The sequence below is a fragment of the Streptomyces sp. ALB3 genome (assembly GCF_044385685.1).
GTDB lineage: Bacteria > Actinomycetota > Actinomycetes > Streptomycetales > Streptomycetaceae > Streptomyces.
In genome coordinates, this window is sequence record NZ_JBISCE010000046.1 from 291,293 (window position 1) to 306,343 (window position 15,051).

Consider the following 15,051-nt stretch of genomic DNA (forward strand, 5'->3'; position numbering starts at 1 on the left):
CACGGTACGGAGGTCATGGGCCGAGTCTAGCGCCAGCCGGCACCCCGGAACGCGGACGTTTCTCCTGACGGCCGGCCCGGGGAGGGCCGGAATAGGAAGGGGTGGTGCCCCGTTGTAGGGTGTGTTCACATAGTTCAACGTTCAACCAAGTCGCTCAACACTTTCTGGAGGCGGGCGCCATGCAGTTCGGGATCTTCACCGTCGGGGATGTCACCACCGACCCCACGACCGGTACGGCACCGAGCGAGAACGAGCGGATCAAGGCGACCCTCGCGATCGCGCTCAAGGCCGAGGAAGTGGGTCTGGACGTCTTCGCGACCGGCGAGCACCACAACCCGCCGTTCGTCCCGTCCTCACCGACGACCACGCTCGGCTACATCGCCGCCCGCACCGAGAACCTGATCCTCTCGACCTCCACCACGCTGATCACCACCAATGACCCGGTGAAGATCGCCGAGGACTACGCCACGCTCCAGCACCTGGCCGACGGCCGCGTCGACCTGATGATGGGCCGCGGCAACACCGGCCCGGTCTACCCCTGGTTCGGCAAGGACATCCGTCAGGGCATCCCGCTCGCGATCGAGAACTACGCCCTGCTGCACAAGCTGTGGCGCGAGGACGTCGTCGACTGGGAGGGGAAGTTCCGCACCCCGCTGCAGTCCTTCACCGCCACCCCGCGCCCACTGGACGGCGTCCCGCCGTTCGTCTGGCACGGCTCGATCCGCTCCCCGGAGATCGCGGAGCAGGCCGCCTACTACGGTGACGGGTTCTTCCACAACAACATCTTCTGGCCCATGGAGCACACGAGGAAGATGGTCGACCTCTACCGGCGCCGCTATGCCCACTACGGCCACGGCACCGCCGAACAAGCCGTCGTGGGCCTCGGCGGGCAGGTCTTCATGCGGAAGAACTCGCAGGACGCGGTCCGGGAGTTCCGCCCGTACTTCGACAACGCGCCGGTCTACGGGCACGGGCCCTCCCTGGAGGACTTCACCCAGCAGACGCCGCTGACCGTCGGCTCCCCGCAGGAGGTCATCGAGCGGACCCTGTCCTTCCGCGAGGACGTCGGCGACTACCAGCGCCAGCTGTTCCTGATGGACCACGCGGGACTGCCGCTGAAGACGGTCCTGGAACAGCTCGACATCCTGGGCGAGGAGGTCGTGCCCGTCCTGCGCAAGGAGTTCGCCCGCCTGCGCCCCGCCGGAGTCCCGGACGCCCCCGTCCACCCCGCGGTCGCCGCCGCCCGCGCCGCCGCCGCGGCAGACCCGAAGGAGCTCCGATGACCGCCACCGCCCCCCTGAGGATCGTCGCGGTCGCGGCCGGACTCAGCAGCCCCTCGTCCACCCGGCTGCTGGCCGACCGGCTCGCCGAGGCCGCCCGCGAGAGGCTGGCGGCCGGGCAGGACCGTCCCGTCGAGGTCCAGGTCGTCGAACTGCGCGACCTGGCCGTCGACATCGCCAACCACCTGGTCACCGGCTTCGCTCCGGCCGGCCTGAGGCAGGCACTCGACGCGGTGTCCGGGGCGGACGGGCTGATCGCCGTGACGCCCGTCTTCACCGCCTCGTACAGCGGTCTGTTCAAGTCGTTCTTCGACCTGGTCGACAACACCGCGCTGACGGGCAAGCCCGTCGTCATCGCGGCGACCGGCGGAACGCCCCGGCACTCGCTGGTCCTGGAGCACGCGATGCGCCCGCTCTTCGCCTACCTGCGGGCCGTCGTCCTGCCGACCGCCGTCTACGCCGCGTCGGAGGACTGGGGCTCGCAGGGGGACGAGTACACCGAAGGACTGCCCTCCCGCATCCGGCGCGCGGGAGGCGAACTCGCCTCCGCCGTCACCGGGGGACGGACCGTCTCCGGCGCCACCCGGGCCCTCACCCTCGAAGACGGTGAGGACGCGGTCGTCCCGTTCGCCCAGCAGCTCGCGGCACTGCGGACCGGTTGACCCGGCATCGGGGGCCACCCCCAGCCCCCGATGTCCTGGTTGACTACAGTTAGCCCCTGTATGCCGTAGATGTTCGGACACACTGGAGGCAGACATGGGCAGGATCGTCGTGGGCGTCGACGGATCGGACGCGTCACTCAAAGCACTGCGCTGGGCCGTACGCCAGGCAGGGCTGACCGGCGACACGGTCGAGGCGGTGAACAGCTGGGAGTACCCCGCTACCAGCTGGGCGTCCATGATGCCGGGCATGCCGGAGGACTTCGACCCGCAGGCCGTGGCGACCGTGGCGCTCACCGAGGCACTGGAGGAGGCCCTCGGCGTCGAGGGGGCCGCGGCGGTCGAGAAGATCGTCGTGATCGGCAACCCCGCCCAGTCGCTGCTGGACCGCTCCAAGGGGGCGAACCTGCTGGTCGTCGGTGCGCGCGGCTACAGCGGCTTCAAGGCGACGCTGCTCGGCTCGGTCAGCCTCCATGTCACCCAGCACGCCACCTGCCCGGTCACCGTCGTCCGCGACTGAGCGGCCGGCGCCCTCCCGCCCCGGCCGCACACCACGGCCGGGCCCTCGGCCCGCCCGTGGTGTGTCAGCCGTGCGACACGGCCGGCCACCCGGCCGGCTCCTCCGTGGGCCCCGCCGTCACGTGCGGTCGTGCCGTCACTTGCGGTTGTAGAGCCTCATCGTCACCGCGCCGAAGACCACCACGAGGAGCGCGGACCAGCCCAGCGACCAGGCGATGTCCGTCGCGGGCCAGTTACCCGCCATCAGCTCCCGCACCGCGGCGGCGAGGTGCGTCACCGGGCTGTTGTTCACGAACGCCTGCAGCCATCCGGGCATGGTGCCGGGGTCGACGAAGACGTTGCTCAGGAACGTCAGCGGGAAGATCACCATCATGCTGACGCCCATCACCGACTTCTCGGTGCGCAGCATCAGGCCGAACATCGTCCAGATCCACGAGAACGCGAACGAGAACACCAGCAGCAGCGCGACCCCCGCGAGGACGCCCAGCACACCGCCGTCCGGCCGGTAGCCGATGACGAGGCCCACCACGAGCATCACGGCCGAGGCCAGCAGGTAGCGCACGACATCGCCCAGCAGGTAGCCGACCATCGGCGCGGGCCGCCAGATCGGCAGTGTGCGGAATCGGTCGAACACGCCCTTCGCGATGTCGGTGTTGACCGCGAGGCCCGTGTACATCGTGATCATCACGACGCTCATGACGAGGATTCCGGGCAGCAGGAACTGGATGTACCCCTCGGTGGAGCCGGCCAGCGCCCCGCCGAAGAGGTACGTGAACATCAGCACCATCATGATCGGGAAGACCGTCACGTCGAACAGCTGCTCAGGGACGTGCTTGATCTTCAGCATGGCCCGCCACCCGAAGGTCAGCGACGCCGACAGCGCGCTGGGCCTGCGAGGACGTTCCTGGCCGACCAGCAGGGAGGACAGCGTCTCCGCGTCCGGCGCCACGAGCTCCGCGTCGGTGCTCTCGGTCCTGGTGGGCGCCGTGCTCACGCCGCCACCCCCTTCTTGTCCGTGAGTGCGAGGAAGACCTCGTCCAGGCTGGGCTGGCCCAGCGCGAAGTTGTCCACGTGGATTCCGCACCTGGCCAGCTCCGCCAGCGCCCGGGAGGCCTGCTCGGCCGCCCCCTTCTCGGTGCCGTGGCCCCCGACGCGTGCGGTCAGGGCCACCGGGTCGTGGTCCAGCTGCACCGTGGCGTCCAGCACGAGTGCCAGCACCCGCTCGGCCTCGGGCCGCTGCCCGGGATCGCGCAGGCGGAGGTGGACGGAGCCGGCGCCGACGGACGCCTTGAGCTCGCCTTTCGTCCCCTCCGCGATCACCTTGCCGTGGTCGATCACGGCGATCCGGGAGGCCAGGTGGTCGGCCTCGTCGAGGTACTGGGTGGTCAGCATGACCGTCGTGCCCTGGGCGACGACGGCCCGCACGATGTCCCACACCTGGTTACGGCTGCGCGGGTCGAGCCCGGTGGTCGGTTCGTCGAGGAAGAGGAGGTCCGGCGTGTTCAGGATGGACGCGGCGATGTCGATCCTGCGCCGCATGCCCCCGGAGTAGTTCTTCACCTGCTTGCCCGCCGCCTCGCTCAGCCCGAAGGCCTCGAGGAGCTGCGCGGCCCTGGCCCTCGCGGCGGGCTTGGAGTGCCCGAGGAGCCGGGCCAGCAGTACGAGGTTCTCCGTACCGGTCAGGTCCTCGTCGACCGAGGCGTACTGCCCGGTGAGGCTGACACGGCTGCGGACCGTGTCGGCGTCCTTCACCACGTCGTGGCCGAAGACCTGTGCCCGCCCGGCGTCCGGTCGCAGCAGTGTCGCCAGCATCCTCACGGTGGTGGTCTTCCCGGCTCCGTTGGGCCCCAGGACCCCGTAGACGGTGCCCGCGGGAACGGCGAGATCCACGCCGTCCACCGCACGGTTGTCCCCGAAGACCTTCACCAGCCCCGTGGTCTCGATGGCCAGTTGAGTGCTCATGTGCCCTTCCTTGTCGACGGTGCCGGGTCGGCGGCGCCTCCCCGGGGCCGATGCGTCCACGATGGCACGGTGCTCCCCGGCGGCGGAGCGGATCGGACGGAACGGCCGGGCGCGGCGACCGGACCGGGTCCGGTTGCCGCGCCTCCCGGTCCGTAAGGACGACCGGGTCAGTCCTCACGCGTGTAGTAGAGGTAGAACATCACGCAGGACATCCCCGCGGCGAGTGCCAGGCCGATCGCACTCGACTCCAGCACGCTGTTGCCGTTCAGGCTGGAGAGGAAACCGACCGTGGCCCCTGTCAGCGCCCCGAAGGCCGCCGCCCGCAGCTCCCGCGGCAAGGCCCACCGCACCCGCACGAGCGCGTGGCAGAGCACGGCGAAAGCCACCCCGGAGGCGATGCCGAGCCAGATCTGTCCGCCGGTGGTGGCGCCGCCGTCCCGGTTGATGAAGAAGGCCCAGAAACCGACGATCACACCGAGCGCCGACGGCACGGCCCAGGCGAGCGCGCTGGGCCCGTGGTGTCCCCGGGCGCGGTCCCGCGTCCCGGGGCGCGTCGGCGTCGTCGCGTGTGTGGCCATGGCGTACAGCTCCTTCCGTCCGGCCCCCGTCCCCGTGTTCCTCCAGCGCACACCCGGCCGCTCCGCCCGGCAACTCGAACGGCCTACCGTCCGGGGCGACGGGCCGCCGCACCGGATTGGCTGGAGCCTGTGCGGACCTCTCTCTCAGCGGCTCTCCAGGCGGTACTGCTCGTGCTGCTCGCCGTCCTGGTCCCGGTGAGCGCCCTCTCCGCGTGGGTCGACCTGGAACTCGACGACACCGACCGGTATATCGCCGCCGTCTCCCCGCTCGCCTCCGACGCCGACGTGCAGGGCACCGTGGCCACGCTGGTCACGGACGAGGTGATGAAGAACATCGACGTCGGGCCGCTCCAGGAGACGGTCGAGCAGTTCCTGCACGGAACCGCCCTGTCGTTCACCTCGACCGAGGCGTTCCAGCGGGCCTGGGACAGCGCGAACCGGACGGCGCACGAGGCCGTGACCGCCTCGCTGCACGGGGACGACGGGCAGGCGGTGACCATCGACCTGGCGCCGGTGATCGAGCAGGTGAAGAAGGGACTGGTCGCCGAGGGGGTGCCCTTCGCCGACCGGATCCCGGTCCGGGAGACCTCGATCACCGTGCTGTCGGCCGACCGCGCCGACGGCCTGCGGTCCTCGTTCCAGTGGCTGCGGTCCCGCGGTGTCCGGCCGGCCGTGGGAACGGTGGTTCTGCTCGTCCTGGCCCTGGGCCTCGCGCTCGCACGCGGCGGCCTGCGGACCGGCCTGTCGACCGCGGCCGTGGCCGGCGGCGGTCTGGTGCTCGGTGCGGTCCTCCTGCGGATCGCCGTCGCCGTCGGCCGGGCCCGGGTGCTCGACCAGGTGCCGGGGACCGACCGTGGCGGCGCCGGCGCGGTCTACGACGCGCTGACCGCCTCCCTGCGGACGACGGTGTGGGTCGTGCTCCTCGTCGGGGCGGTCCTCGTCGTCGGCGGCATCGTGGGACGGATCGTGGCAGCCCGTCGGGTCGTGGCAGCCCGTCGGGGGTGAGGGCCCGGGCCCGGCCTTCGGTAGCGGGTGAGCGGCCGGCAGGCCCCGGCGTGCCCTTTCGGTCGTGCGCGCGGCGGGACAGCGGGGCCCGCCGGCCGGCGCCGCTCACGGTCCGGTGACCGGGCGTACCCGGCCCGACATGCGTGGGGGCGGGGGCCGGGCGACAGTGGGACTCGTGGGACCGGGGGCGAGTGAAAGGTCTGCCGCATGCGAGCCGTCGCCGTCAACGCGTTCCGCACCGAGCCCTGTCTCGTCGAGGTGCCGAAGCCCGGCCCCGAGGCCGGTGAGGTGCGGGTGAAGGTGGAGTACGCGGCGCTCAACCCGCTCGACTGGCAGACCGCGGACGGCGACTCGGAGGCGGACGTACCCGCTGTCTTCCCGTTCGTCCTGGGCACCGACTTCGCCGGCCGGGTGGACATGATCGGCAGCGGCGACAACGCCTTCCGGGTCGGCGACCCGGTCTTCGGCCGGGTGGCGGCGCGGCCCCCCGGGCGCTGCGGTGCGTACAGCGAATACCTCTGCGTCCCGCAGGATTCACCGATCGCCCTGGTCCCACGCGACGTGCCGCTCCGCCTCGCGGCGGCGCTCCCGTCGGCAGGCACGACCGCCACGCAGATCCTGTCGAGTACGGCCGTGCGCAGCGGGCTGAGCCTGCTCGTCATCGGGGCGACGGGAGGGGTCGGCAGCTTCCTGACCCAGCTGGCGGCTGCTCGCGGTACCCGGGTCGTCGCCGGTGTGCGGGGCGACGAGGGGCGGCGGATGAGGGCGCTCGGCGCCTCCCTCACCGTCGACACGACCACACGTTCCGGAGCGCTGGAGGCCGAGGTCCGTGAGTTCCACCCGGACGGTGTCGACGCGCTCGTCGACCTCGTCTCCACGGACGCCGCGTCGTTCGCCGCCTATGCGGCCCTGGTGCGCGACGGCGGGATCGTGGTCACGACCCGGGGCGTCGCGGCGCCGCCGGGCGTCGCCTGGGCCGACTTCCGGCTCGCCCCGGCAGCAGCACCGCTGGAGGAGCTGGCCTCCGCCGTGGCGCGCGGAGAGCTGGCCGTGCCCCTCGACATGGAGCTCCCGCTGGAGAAGGCGCCTCAGGCGCTCCTCCAGAACCGCGCGGGCGGGGCGCGCGGCAAGACCGTCTTCGCCATCTGAGGAACACCGGACCTGGAGGGCTCATGGGAGACCAGGACATCTTCGAGAACATCGACGGGCTGATCGCCGAGGAGCGCGCCCTGCGCGCCCGCTCCACCGAGGAGATGGGCCTCTCCGCCGAGGAGCGGTCACGGCTGCGCGAGCTGGAGGTCCGGCTGGACCAGTGCTGGGACCTGCTTCGGCAGCGTCGCGCACTCAGCGAGTACGGCGAGGACCCCTCGGCGGCGCGGGTACGCCCCGCCGAGGAGGTGGAGGGTTACGAGAGCTGAGAGCCGGAACGCACGGCCGGGTGGGCCCGCCCCGGGAGTGCCGGTGGTGTCGGGCCCGGCCCGAGACGTCTCCGGGCGGGCGGCGGGGCCGGACTCACGCCCCGTCCGGGCCTCTTCCCTGGAGACGCTCCATCTCACGGCGGTCCCGCTTGGTCGGGCGGCCCGCGCCCCGGTCGCGCACGGGTACCTGGAGCGCGACTTCGCGCGGCGGCGGGGGCGGGCTGTTGTCGACGAAGCACTCCGCCGCCACCGGCGGGCCCACCCGCTTCCTCACGATCCTGGACACGACCACGACCCGGTCCCGGCCCGCGTGCCTCAGCCGCACCTCGTCGCCCGCACGCAGCGCCTGGGCGGGCTTGGCGCGCTCGCCGTTGACGCGCACGTGCCCCGCACGGCAGGCGGCAGCGGCCTGCGACCGGGTCTTCGTCAGCCGGACCGCCCAGATCCAGGCGTCGACCCGGACGCTTCCCTCCGCCTGCGGTGCCTCACCGGAAACCATGCCTACGACTCTAATCCGATGAGGCGTCCCGGTGGGCTCAGGAGCCGGACCCGCTGACGACGCCCGTACCGGCGCCCCGTGGCCGATACCCCCGTCGCCGGGTCCGCCGTACCGGGCCGATGACCGTACGGGCGTCACCGGCCCGGTCGGGCGGGACGTACCGGGCAGCCCGTCCGGCCGGCGCGCCTGGTCATCGGCGGACCGGCCGGTCGGGCCGCGCCACGGTTCCGTCCCTCGTGCCCGTACGCGAGCCGGGCTGCCCATGGCTCACACGCCGATGTCGCTGCCGTCCTTGCGCCAGACGGCGACGACCGACGGGCGGACGATCCTGCCCGGACCGTCCGGCCAGGCACTCGCCGGCTTCTCGACGGAGGCGCCGTCGATCTCACCCGGGTGCTGCACGGCGACGAGGACGCGGCGGTCCTGGATGACCGGCCCGCAGGTCTCCGCACCGGCGGGCACGGTCAGGAACTGCTTGAGCTCACCCCTGCGTTCGCCCTGCGTCGCGACGCCGAACAGTCCGTCGTGCGAGCCGAGCTGGGCACCGTCGGTGGAGATCCACAGATTGCCGTGGGCGTCGAAGGCCACGTTGTCCGGGCAGGAGATGGGGCTGACCTTGTCCTTCGGGAACCCGGCGAAGTAGGTCGCGGGGTCCTCCGGGTCGCCCGCGACGAGGAAGAGCCGCCAGGCGAAGCCGTCGGCCGCGGGGTCGTCCCAGTTCTCCGCGAACTCCAGGACCTGGCCGTGCTTGTTCGCGTTGCGCGGGTTGGCCTCGTCCGCGCCGGGCTTGCCCGCCTTGCCGCGGTCGGTGTTGTTGGTCAGCGCGACGTAGACCCGGCCGGTGCGCGGCGAGGGCTCGACGTCCTCGGGGCGGTCCATCTTCGTCGCGCCGACCTTGTCACCGGCCAGGCGCGTGAAGACGTACACCTCGTCGGCACTCATGCCGGGCACGTGCGAGGTGTCGCCGGTGGCGAGGGGGATCCAGACACCGCTGCCGTCGAACTCACCGTCCGAGGGCAGCTTTCCCGTGCCGTCGAACCCGTCGGCGGGAGAGTCACCGGTCAGCTTGGCGACGTACAGCGTGCCCTCGTCCAGCAGGGTCAGGTTGTGCTCACGCGCCGCCCGCGAGTTCCCCTTCTTCATCCGCTTGCTGGAGACGAACTTGTAGAGGTAGTCGAACCGCTCGTCGTCCCCCATGTAGACGACCGGGCGGCCGTCGGAGGTCAGCCGGGGCTGGGCCGCCTCGTGCTTGAAGCGGCCGAGGGCGGTCCGCTTGCGGGGCGTGGAGTCGGGGTCGTACGGGTCGAGCTCGACGACCCAGCCGAAGCGGTGCGCCTCGTTGGGCTCCTGCGCCAGGTCGAAGCGCTTGTCGAACCGCTCCCACTTGCGCTCGGTCGCGGCCGTACCGATGCCGTAGCGCTTGTCGGTGTCGCGGGAGCCGTTGGCGAAGTACTGGTTGAAGTTCTCCTCGCCGTGCAGCGTGGTGCCCCACGGGGTGGTGCCGCCCGCGCAGTTGTTGAGCGTCCCCAGGACCCTGCTGCCGGTCCGGTCGGCGGAGGTACGCAGCAGAGGGCTGCCCGCGGCCGGGCCCGTCATCCGGAACTCGCTGGTCGCGGTGAGGCGGCGGTTCAGCGGATGGCGGTTGACCGGCACGAGCTTGCCGGTGCGGTTCTCCTCCTGGACGACGACCACGGAGAGTCCGTGCGCCGCCCAGGCGATCTCGACCTGCTCACGGGTCGGGCTGGCCGGATCGTAACCACGGAACATCAGGATCTCGTCCGTGTACTCGTGGTTGGCGACCAGCACCTGCCGGCCGCGCTCACCACGGAGCGGGAGCAGGGAGAGGAAGTCGTTGTTGTAACCGAACTGGCCCGCCTGCGCCTTCGCGGACTGCTTGTCCGGGTCGAAGGCGGGAGCACCCCGCAGGATCGGTTCGCCCCAGCGGATGACCACGTTCTGCCCGTAGCCCTCGGGGATCGTGACCTTGTCGTCCTTGTTGGGTGCGACGGCCGCGAAGCGCAGGCCCCGCGCACCCGTGAGGGTGGGCTTCGGCTTGCCGCCGGGACGGCCCGCGAGCGGCGCCGCCTCGGCGCTCGTCGCCGCCGGGCCGCCGAGAGCGGCCGTTCCGGCGGCGGCCACGGTCACCACGGCGGCGGCGCGCAGCATCGACCGGCGTGACAGGGCACCGGCGATGATGTCGCCGGCGTACTCGTTGTCGCTCGTGTTCGGGATCTCCTGGAAGCAGGCGTCACCGCAGCGATAGCGGCAGGTCAGCGCAGAGCGCCCGCCCGGGTGCGAACCGAGTAGCGGCAGCATTGTGCGCACGTTTTCGTCCCTCCGTCTGTGTGTCATGCGTGAACCTAGGTGCGTATCCACGCCGCACGTGGGACTGCCGGTGAACAGAGGGTGAAGTCCGGGGCACCGCTGCGTTCCCGGCTCGTCAGGTACTCATCCGGCCCTCGTCCAGGACTCGGTGACGACTCGGTTGGAGCTCGGTTGACACAGGGGCGGGCCGCGCCGCCGAACGGCCGGATCCGGCCGCTAACCTTACGTATCCGCCCTGGCCAGGGATCAATTCCCGCAGTACGGACATTTATCGCACCCAACTCATGCGAAAGGCCTCGCCCATGGGCATTCGGAGCTTGCTGCGCAAGGTGTTCGGCCGCACGGAGCAGGACGAGCCGACCACGGCCACCGTCCCGCCCCAGGCCGAGCGCACCCAGCCCACGGAGCCGGAGCCGGACACCACCACTTCGGCGGCCGAGCCCGCGAAGGCCTCGGTACCGGCCCCGGCCTCCTCATCGGACCGGTCCGCCGGTGCCGAGAACGACAGCGGACAGGCGTCGGACCTGGTGGCGGCGGCCTTCGACAAGGCGGCCGCCACTCCGGCGACCACCGCGCCCGCACCGAGAGTTCCGGCCCAGGGGTCGGACCCGGAGGCGAAGCCGGCTGCGGATGCCTCGAAGGCGGAGAAGAACGCGGCTGCGGCGACCGCCGCAGAGGCCACTCCAGCGGTCGCGGCACCGATCACCATCGACATGGACCCGGAGCCGGAACCGCAGGCCGTGGCCGAACCGGCGACGACGCCCACCGCGGAGCCGAAGGCCGCGGAAGCGGACGTCGCGGAGCCGAAGGCCGCGGAAGCCGACGTCGCGGAGCCGAAGGCCACAGAAGCCGACGTCGCGGAGCCGAAGGCCACAGAAGCCGACGAAGCCGAGGTGAAGCCGGGGCCCGAGCCTGAGGTGGCCCCCGAGGCGGCCCCCGAAGCCGACGCTGCGCCCGAGGCGGCGGCCGAAGCGGCCGCGCCCGTCACGGCGCCCCCGGTGGTCGAGAAGCCGGTACCTGCCACCGAGGCCCTCGCCGATGAGGCGAAGGCACCGGAGGCTACCGACGCGGCGAAGACGGTGGAGGTCGCCGACGAGGCCAAGACGCCGGAGGCTGCCGCCGAGCCGCAGAGCGAGCCCGCCGTGGAGGCCGAGCCCGAGGCGACGCCCCAGAAGCCCGCCACCACCGCCGAGCCGAAGGCCGAGCCGGCACCCACCGCCGAGCCGAAGGCCGAGCCGGCACCCACCGCCGAGCCGAAGGCCGCCGCCCCCGGAGCCAAGGCTGCCGCCGCCACGGGCAAGCCCGCTGTCGCCCTCGCCCGCGTCAAGACCGCGGCGCCCGGGCTCGTCGCCTCCTACAAGGCCGCGCAAGCCGGCCTCAAGGCCCACGGGCTGACCGGACTGCGCGCCACCGTGTACCTGGTGCTCGACCGGTCCGGGTCCATGCGGCCGTTCTACAAGGACGGCAGCGCGCAGCACCTGGGCGACCGCACCCTGGCGCTGGCCGCCCACCTGGACGCGAACGCCACCGTGCCCGTCGTCTTCTTCTCGACCGACGTCGACGGCACCGGGGCGATCGACCTCACCGCCCACGAGGGCCGGATCGACGAGCTGCACGCGGGCCTCGGCCGTCTGGGCCGTACGAACTACCACCGTGCCGTCGAGGAGATCGTCACGCACTACGAGAAGTCCGGGGCCACCGGTCCCGCGCTCGTGATCTTCCAGACGGACGGCGCCCCGGATGCCAAGGTCGCCGCCAAGCAGGCGCTGGCGGACGCGGCACGGCTGCCGCTGTTCTTCCAGTTCGTCGCGTTCGGCGACGAGGACGCGAAGGGCTTCGACTTCCTTCGCAGGCTGGACGTCGGCAACGCCGGCTTCTTCCACGCGGGTCCCACCCCCCGCGAGGTGCCCGACGCGACGTTCTACCGGGAGGTGCTCGCCGGACTGCCCGCGTGGGCCGCCGACCGCGGAGTCGTCACGGAGGACTGATCCACCGGCAGCCGTCCGGTCACGGCGGGCCCGCCGTGACCGGACCGCCGTGGGCCCGCGCGAGGGACCGGCAGCCGTCCTCGGTGGGAGCCGCCGTCATCGATGCGAGTGGTTCTCCCACAGGCCGTTAGGATTTCGACCATGGCGGCCACTGGATCCGAGAAGCAGGGGGCGACGGCGTACTACGTCTCGACCCCCATCTACTACGTCAACGACGCTCCTCACCTGGGCCACGCCTACACGACCGTCGCAGGCGACGTGCTCACCCGCTGGCACCGCCAGCGCGGCGAGAAGGTGTGGTACCTCACCGGCACGGACGAGCACGGTCAGAAGATCATGCGCACGGCCGAGGCGAACGACGTCACACCTCAGGCCTGGTGCGACAAGCTCGTCGAGGAGGCGTGGAAGCCCCTCTGGGAGCATCTGAACATCGCGAACGACGACTTCATCCGCACGACGGAGAAGCGGCACACGGACCGTGTGCAGGAGTTCGTGCAGGACCTGTTCGACAAGGACCAGATCTACAAGGGCGGGTACGAGGGCCCGTACTGCGTGGGCTGTGAGGAGTACAAGCTCCCCGGGGACCTGATCGAGGGCGAGGACGGCACGAAACTGTGCCCGATCCACAAGAAGCCGGTGGAACTCCTCAAGGAGGAGAACTACTTCTTCAAGCTGAGCGAGTACGGCCCGAAGCTCATGGAGTTCTACGCGGCCAACCCGGGCTTCATCCAGCCGGAGTCCGCCCGCAACGAGATCGTGAACTTCGTCAAGCAGGGTCTCCAGGACCTGTCGATCTCGCGCTCCACCTTCGACTGGGGCGTCCCGGTCCCGTGGGATCCGAAGCACGTCATCTACGTGTGGATCGACGCCCTGCTCAACTACGCCACGGCGGTCGGCTACGGCGCCAACCAGGAGAAGTTCGACGGCACCTTCCCGGCGAACGTCCACCTGATCGGCAAGGACATCCTGCGCTTCCACTCGGTCATCTGGCCGGCCATGCTGATGGCCCAGGGTCTTCCGCTGCCCGGCAAGGTCGTCGCCAACGGCTGGCTGATGGTCGGCGGCGAGAAGATGTCGAAGTCAAACCTGACCGGCATCAAGCCGCAGGACCTGACCTCGCACTTCGGCGTCGACGCCTACCGCTGGTACTTCCTGCGGGCCATCGCGTACGGCAGCGACGGCTCGTTCTCCTGGGAGGACTTCAGCGCCCGCTACACCTCCGAGCTCGCCAACGACTACGGCAATCTCGCCTCGCGCGTCGCGGCCATGGTCGGCAAGTACTTCGGTGGCGCGCTCCCGGAGGCCACGGCGGCAGGGGACGCCGAGCGAGCGGTCCAGGAGGGCCTGGCCCGGGCCGTCGCCTCCGCCGACCAGAAGATCGGTGAGGACCTGGACTTCCAGGGCGGCATCCTGGCGATCTTCGACTTCGTGAAGCAGGTCAACGGCTACATCACCGAGCAGGAGCCCTGGAAGGTCGCCAAGGACACGTCGGAGGAGGGCCAGGCCCGCCTCGCGACCATCCTGTACACGGCCGCCGAGTCGCTGCGCGGCGTCGCGGTCCTGCTGAACGCCGTGATGCCCGACACCTCGCAGAAGCTGTGGGAGTCCCTGGGCGCGGAGGCGTCCCTGGGTGCCCTGGCCGACCAGCGGGTGCAGGACGCGGGCCGGTGGGGCGGACTGCCCGCCGGCGTCACGGTGACCAAGGGAGCGGTGCTGTTCCCGCGCCTGGAGGAGAAGCCCGCGTAAGCGCTGCCTGCACGGCGAGGAGCCCGGGTCCCCGGTCGCACCGGGGGCCCGGGCTCCTCCCTGTGCCGGACCTCGCGTCACCGGGCCAGCGACGCGGCGTCCCCCATCACGATCACCGGGTACTTCGCGGGATCCAGGGTGAGCAGCAGTTCCCGCATCCGGTCCTCCGTCAGCGAGACGCAGCCCTGCGTGGGCCCGCCGTGGTCCACGTGGATCCAGATGCCGCCACCCCTGTCCTCACCGAGGGGCCGGGTGCGGTCCAGCGGGCTGGTACCCGGGGTGCGGTTGTAGTTGATGGCGACGACGTAGTCGAAGGAACCTTCGAGCGGTTCCCCGAGGAAGCCCTCGCCGCTCACCGCGAAGCGGGACTGCTCGTCGTAGGGGAGCAGCGCGCCCGGGTCCGGCAGCCTGCCTCCCGCGTCGGTGAGGCCGAAGACCCCCGTGGGAGAGCGGAGGTCGCCGGCGAGATGGTGGTCGGTCCAGCCCTTCATGCCGTTGTGGGCGGGCCACGGGCCCGCCCCGGGTCTCCAGCCGAGAGCGGGGTCGTCGAGGTTGTAGAGCACGACCGAGGAGCGGTTGGAATCGGGCCCCTGCCCCGTCACCACGACGGCTTGCCGGGCCGTGGCGGGGATATTCGCCCGGGTCTGCGGACCCAGCGCCGGAATCTCCGCCGGGTCGCGGAGGGGCTCGACGGAGCGGGCTTGCGAGGCCGATCCCGCGGAACCCGCAGCACCGCGGGGCGCAGCGGGGTCGGTGGTCCGCACCGCCCCGGCAGAACAGCCGATGACCAGCAGGAACAGGATGACGAGCATGACGTAGGGGCGACGCGGGACGGACACGGTGCGGGACTCCTCGGTGGGGGCGGACGGGCACTTCCCCTGCCAGTCCTTGCCGGGGCCGACGGACCCCAACCGGAACCGGGGCCATCCGGATGTACCCGGTTCGTGTACCCGAGGTGCCGGCGTCCTCACGCCGACCCGCCCTGTCGTCGTAGCGGAGGCGGAGCCCCCTCCTCGCCGGCCGAGGGCGGTGGCGAGGACGCCGGTTCCGATTCCAGGGCGGCCACGCCCGC

At 71.6% G+C, this 15,051-nt stretch carries 14 protein-coding genes; 8 read left to right on the forward strand and 6 right to left on the reverse strand.

Annotated elements, in window-relative coordinates; all coding sequences use genetic code 11:
- Positions 1 to 179 precede the first annotated feature (179 nt).
- The 3 genes from ACHFIV_RS31335 (at position 180) to ACHFIV_RS31345 (ending at position 2,459) form a co-directional block, all read left to right on the forward strand.
- Positions 180 to 1,283: an LLM class flavin-dependent oxidoreductase gene (locus tag ACHFIV_RS31335; protein WP_398975999.1), complete on the forward strand. Its 1,104-nt coding sequence runs from the start codon at positions 180 to 182 to the stop codon at positions 1,281 to 1,283.
- Positions 1,280 to 1,942, forward strand: coding sequence for an FMN reductase (locus ACHFIV_RS31340; protein ID WP_398976001.1), 663 nt, complete (start codon positions 1,280 to 1,282; stop codon positions 1,940 to 1,942). The genes ACHFIV_RS31335 and ACHFIV_RS31340 overlap by 4 nt, the downstream gene beginning before the upstream one ends.
- A 94-nt stretch (positions 1,943 to 2,036) precedes the next feature.
- Entirely contained in the window at positions 2,037 to 2,459 is a 423-nt protein-coding gene (locus ACHFIV_RS31345; RefSeq protein WP_398976003.1) for a universal stress protein, read from the forward strand.
- 135 nt (positions 2,460 to 2,594) lie between these two features.
- Here the strand turns inward: ACHFIV_RS31345 and ACHFIV_RS31350 are convergent, their stop codons facing one another.
- The 3 genes from ACHFIV_RS31350 to ACHFIV_RS31360 all read right to left on the reverse strand — a co-directional run bounded on the left by ACHFIV_RS31350 (position 2,595) and on the right by ACHFIV_RS31360 (position 4,998).
- Positions 2,595 to 3,452 (reverse strand): ABC transporter permease, encoded by an 858-nt coding sequence (locus ACHFIV_RS31350; RefSeq protein ID WP_398976005.1) that lies wholly within the window; start codon positions 3,450 to 3,452, stop codon positions 2,595 to 2,597.
- Positions 3,449 to 4,420: an ATP-binding cassette domain-containing protein gene (locus tag ACHFIV_RS31355; RefSeq protein WP_398976007.1), complete on the reverse strand. Its 972-nt coding sequence runs from the start codon at positions 4,418 to 4,420 to the stop codon at positions 3,449 to 3,451. Before ACHFIV_RS31355 ends, ACHFIV_RS31350 begins: the two co-directional genes overlap by 4 nt.
- A 167-nt stretch (positions 4,421 to 4,587) precedes the next feature.
- The gene (locus ACHFIV_RS31360) at positions 4,588 to 4,998 is read right to left on the reverse strand and encodes a hypothetical protein (protein WP_398976009.1); all 411 of its coding nucleotides are present in this window, start codon (positions 4,996 to 4,998) and stop codon (positions 4,588 to 4,590) included.
- A gap of 129 nt (positions 4,999 to 5,127) precedes the next feature.
- Here ACHFIV_RS31360 and ACHFIV_RS31365 point away from each other — a divergent pair, with 129 nt between their 5' ends.
- From ACHFIV_RS31365 to ACHFIV_RS31375, 3 genes are all read left to right on the forward strand, one after another.
- Complete coding sequence (locus tag ACHFIV_RS31365) at positions 5,128 to 6,003, forward strand: hypothetical protein (protein ID WP_398976011.1); 876 nt, start codon at positions 5,128 to 5,130, stop codon at positions 6,001 to 6,003.
- Positions 6,004 to 6,210: 207 nt separating this feature from the next.
- Positions 6,211 to 7,152, forward strand: a complete 942-nt coding sequence (locus tag ACHFIV_RS31370) for an NADP-dependent oxidoreductase (RefSeq protein WP_398976013.1) — start codon at positions 6,211 to 6,213, stop codon at positions 7,150 to 7,152.
- 23 nt (positions 7,153 to 7,175) lie between these two features.
- Positions 7,176 to 7,421 carry a DUF2630 family protein gene (locus ACHFIV_RS31375; protein WP_398976014.1) on the forward strand — a complete coding sequence of 82 codons (246 nt, stop codon included), beginning with the start codon at positions 7,176 to 7,178 and terminating at the stop codon, positions 7,419 to 7,421.
- Positions 7,422 to 7,515: 94 nt separating this feature from the next.
- On the opposite strand, the gene ACHFIV_RS31380 is transcribed toward ACHFIV_RS31375, so the two are convergent.
- Both ACHFIV_RS31380 and ACHFIV_RS31385 read right to left on the reverse strand, forming a co-directional pair.
- A complete protein-coding gene (locus ACHFIV_RS31380) occupies positions 7,516 to 7,920 on the reverse strand; it encodes an RNA-binding S4 domain-containing protein (RefSeq protein ID WP_398976017.1) in 405 nt (134 codons plus the stop codon).
- Between the two features lie 267 nt (positions 7,921 to 8,187).
- Positions 8,188 to 10,236 carry a PhoX family protein gene (locus ACHFIV_RS31385; protein WP_398976019.1) on the reverse strand — a complete coding sequence of 683 codons (2,049 nt, stop codon included), beginning with the start codon at positions 10,234 to 10,236 and terminating at the stop codon, positions 8,188 to 8,190.
- 311 nt (positions 10,237 to 10,547) lie between these two features.
- On the opposite strand from ACHFIV_RS31385, the gene ACHFIV_RS31390 reads away from it, so the two are divergent.
- The gene (locus ACHFIV_RS31390; protein WP_398976021.1) at positions 10,548 to 12,233 is read left to right on the forward strand and encodes a VWA domain-containing protein; all 1,686 of its coding nucleotides are present in this window, start codon (positions 10,548 to 10,550) and stop codon (positions 12,231 to 12,233) included.
- Positions 12,234 to 12,374: 141 nt separating this feature from the next.
- Positions 12,375 to 13,979: a methionine--tRNA ligase gene (gene metG / locus ACHFIV_RS31395; RefSeq protein ID WP_398976023.1), complete on the forward strand. Its 1,605-nt coding sequence runs from the start codon at positions 12,375 to 12,377 to the stop codon at positions 13,977 to 13,979.
- A 77-nt stretch (positions 13,980 to 14,056) separates the two neighbouring features.
- Here metG and ACHFIV_RS31400 read toward each other — a convergent pair whose 3' ends face one another.
- Complete coding sequence (locus ACHFIV_RS31400) at positions 14,057 to 14,818, reverse strand: hypothetical protein (protein WP_398976024.1); 762 nt, start codon at positions 14,816 to 14,818, stop codon at positions 14,057 to 14,059.
- Positions 14,819 to 15,051 lie beyond the last annotated feature (233 nt).